The organism is bacterium (assembly GCA_036524115.1).
GTDB lineage: Bacteria > JAUVQV01 > JAUVQV01 > JAUVQV01 > DATDCY01 > DATDCY01.
Genome location: DATDCY010000082.1, coordinates 1 through 3501, shown reverse-complemented (window position 1 = coordinate 3501; position 3501 = coordinate 1). Strand labels below are relative to the sequence as shown.

5 protein-coding genes are annotated in these 3501 nt (G+C 72.5%); all 5 read left to right on the top strand.

The window, feature by feature from the left end; genetic code table 11:
* Positions 1–153: 153 nt before the first annotated feature.
* Positions 154–660 carry a chemotaxis protein CheW gene (locus VI078_03950; GenBank protein HEY5998438.1) on the top strand — a complete coding sequence of 169 codons (507 nt, stop codon included), beginning with the start codon at positions 154–156 and terminating at the stop codon, positions 658–660.
* Positions 657–1469 carry a hypothetical protein gene (locus tag VI078_03945; GenBank protein ID HEY5998437.1) on the top strand — a complete coding sequence of 271 codons (813 nt, stop codon included), beginning with the start codon at positions 657–659 and terminating at the stop codon, positions 1467–1469. Before VI078_03950 ends, VI078_03945 begins: the two co-directional genes overlap by 4 nt.
* A gap of 316 nt (positions 1470–1785) precedes the next feature.
* On the top strand, positions 1786–2151 hold the full coding sequence (locus tag VI078_03940; protein HEY5998436.1) for a response regulator: 366 nt from the start codon (positions 1786–1788) through the stop codon (positions 2149–2151).
* Between the two features lie 26 nt (positions 2152–2177).
* Positions 2178–2987, top strand: coding sequence for a GAF domain-containing protein (locus VI078_03935; protein HEY5998435.1), 810 nt, complete (start codon positions 2178–2180; stop codon positions 2985–2987).
* Between the two features lie 37 nt (positions 2988–3024).
* The coding region (locus VI078_03930; GenBank protein HEY5998434.1) for an Hpt domain-containing protein at positions 3025–3501 on the top strand (477 nt) is incomplete at its 3' end.

Here is a 3501-nt window from a genome sequence, read left to right as displayed (position 1 = left end):
GTCGGGCGTTGCGTCCGGCGCCCGCGCAGGCGGCCGCGAGCGCGACCGCGGCCCGGGCGCCGAAGCCCGGCGGCGTGGCGCTGGACATGGGGCGCAAGGGCGGTGCCGACGCCGAGGACGCCCACTTCGAGCGGTACTAGGCGGGCGCAGGCGATGGGCGCGACGGCGGGAATCGCGGTGTCGCAGTACCTGACCTTCAAGCTCGGCGATGAGGTGTTTGCGCTGGGTATCGAGCAGGTGCGGGAGGTGCTGGACTTCACGCAGGTGACGCGGGTGCCGCGGATGCCGGCGTTCATGTGCGGGGTGATCAACCTGCGCGGCTCCGTGGTGCCGGTGCTCGATCTGCGGGTGAAGTTCGGCATGCCGGGGAGCGAGCGGACCGTGAACACGTGCATCATCATCGCGGAGGTTTCGTTCGGCGGCGAGCGCACGCTGCTGGGGGCGCTGGCGGACTCGGTGCAGGAGGTGATCGACCTGGGGCCGGGGCAGATCGAGCCGCCGCCGCGGCTGGGCGGCGCCGTGCGCGCCGAGTTCATCCGGGGGATGGGCAAGCGCGACGAGGGCTTCGTCATCGTCCTCGACGCCGACCGGGTCTTCTCCGGCGAGGAGCTGGCGGAGGTCCGCGAGGCATCGCCCGCGGGGGAGGCGGCGCAGGCTTGAGAGACGGAGGCGCGGGCGCCGCGGCGCGCCGGCTGATCGAGCGGGTCGGCGGCGAGGGGCGCGACGACGAGGACCGCCGGAGGCGCGCCTTCCTCGTCGTCGCCATCGCCCTCATGATCCCGGCGCTCGTCGCGCACGGGGCCACAGCCCTGCTGCGCGCCGAGCCGATCCGGGCGCTCCCCCCGCTGGCGCTCGCCCTCCTGCTGGCGGCGACCCTCGGGGTCGCGCGGCGCCTGCCCCGTCTCGAGCCGGCCGCGCGGGTCATCATCCCCGCGGGACTGGCCTCCCTCGCGGCCGCGATCGTGGCCGGGGGCGGCGGCGCCTTCCTCTGGGCCTACCTGCTGCCCACGATGGTCTTCTTCGTGTTCGGCCGGCGCGAAGGGGCGGTCTGGTCGGCGTTGGTCGGCGCGGTCACCGCCGTCTTGCTCGCCACCGGGTCGGGCGCCAGCCCGCCGTCGCTCGTGTTGCGGTTCCTCGTCACCTACCTGCTCGTGACGCTGTTCGCCTCCGCCCTGGAAGCGACCCGCGACGCCTCCGCGCGCGCGCTGCGCGCCCGCCAGGGCGAGCTCGAGGAGGCGCTGCGCAGGGTCAGGACGCTCACCGGGATGCTCCCCATCTGCTGTTCCTGCAGAAAGGTCCGCGACGATCGCGGCGCGTGGAGCAGCCTCGAGGAGTATCTCGGGCAGCACACGCATGCGGCGTTGACGCACGGAATCTGCCCCGAGTGCACGGGCGTCCTCTACCCCGGAGCGGCGGAACAGATGAAGGTGCGCACGTCCGTGGGCGTCGGCGGCCGGTCTCCGGTGTGACATTGGCACAGCCGGCCTGGCACACCACTGTGCCATGGCACGGATCAAGACCTTCCCTGCGCCCCAGGAGGATACCGCCCCGGCGCTGCAACCGTGAAGCGTGGGGGCGAAAGCGGTTCCGCCCCCGCGAATTTCCCGCGTCCGCGCCCGCCCCGGGGCTGGCGCCCCTGAATTGGGCACCGCCTGCGCCTCTGGTCTCGTCCTTGCATTCGTCCACGCCGAAATGTGAGCGCGAGCGCAAGGCGCGATGGATGAAACGCCGCGCTGACCGGGGCCGCAGGGGCGCCGCGGACAGCGGAGACGGAAGGAGGGTGTCGTGAAGGAGATCCTGGTGGTGGACGATTCCTCGACGATGCGTCAGCTGATGCGGATGGTGCTGACCAAGCACATGGCCTGCCATGTCACCGAGGCCCCGGACGGGGTCGTCGCGCTCGAGCAGCTGCGGGCCAAGCAGTTCGACCTCGTCGTGACGGACGTCAACATGCCGCGTCTCGACGGCCTGGGCCTCATCACCGCGATCCGGAGCGAGCTGTCCTCGGCGGTCCCGATCATCGTCGTGACCACCAAGGGGAGCGAGGGCGACCGGGAGCGGGGGCTCGAGCTCGGCGCGAACACCTATCTCACCAAGCCGATCAACGGCGCCGCGGTGGCGGCGGCCATCGCTCAGGTCCTCGCCGCGTGACGCGGCCGGGCGGGGAGGGGGAGGCCATGGCCCAGAAGGTCGAGCGGGATCCGGGTGAGGGGCCGGCGGGCGCCGGCTCGGTGGTCCGCGCCTACAACCGCAGCAAGGCCTTCGTCGAGGAGGTCATGCGGGAGAACGAGCTGCTGCGCTACAAGGTGCTGCACCTCGAGCAGGAGCTGGTGCGGTCGCGCCAGGAGCACGCGAGCCGGGCCGGCGACGTGATGTCGGAGAACTTCCAGCTGCGCCGGCAGCTCGAGGAGATCAAGACCCGGTTCGACCAGCTCAACCGGCAGAGCGAGGACTTCCGCGAGCGCTACCAGGAGGTCGAGCGCCAGAACGAGAACCTCCTCAACCTCTACGTCTCGGGGTACCAGCTGCACTCGACGCTCGACGAGGAGACGGCGCTGAGCGTCGTGCGCGAGATCCTCCTGAACCTCGTCGGCGCCGAGGCGTTCGCGCTCTGGCTCGTCGACGGGGCGAGCGGCCGGATGACGCTGCTGAGCCTCACGGACGAGAGCGGCCTCGAGGACGGCGTGCGGCCGCGCATTCCCGCCGAGGCGCTCGATTCGCTGCGCGCCGGCAATTCGTGGTTCGGCCGGGAGCGGCGCGACGGCGATCCCCTCTGCTGCGTCCCGCTCAAGCTCGAGGAGCGGACGGTCGGCGCCATCAGCATCCACCGGCTCCTCACGCAGAAGCCGGAGTTCACCGGGCTGGACGAGGAGATCCTCGGCCTGCTCGCGGCGCAGGCCGCCGCGACGCTGATCGGGGCGCGGCTGTACTCGCGCTCCGGGCAGGAGCTGGTCTGGGCCGACGGCGACTGCGGGGCGGCCGCCTAGCGCCGCTGGCGGCGGCCCTGCCGCTCCCGATGCTATCATGGAGCCGATGGACGAGATCACCGAGTCCCTCGTCGACGCCTTCCGCGACGAGGCGCGCGAACTGCTGGTCGACATGGAGGCGGCCCTCCTGGAGCTCGAGGGCTGCCCGGGTGACCAGGAGCAGATCGCGCGCGCGTTCCGCGCGCTGCACACGCTCAAGGGCAACGGGGCCATGTTCGGCTTCGAAGAGCTCGAGCGGTTCGCCCACACGCTCGAGCACGTCTTCGACCTGCTCCGCAAGGGGCAGATGGCGATCTCCCAGGAGATCATCGACCTGACGCTCGGCGCGAAGGACCGCCTGCTCGCGCTGCTCACGGTGGCCGGCGAGAGTCCGGAGGAGGTGCGGGAGCGGGAGGACATCGGGGCGCGGATTGCCCGGGTCCTCGAGGCGGCCGGACAGGCCGGGACCGCCGCGGGTGGCGCGCCGGCCATCCCCGTCCCGTCCCGGCCGGCACCGGGGCCTCCCCCCGGCGCG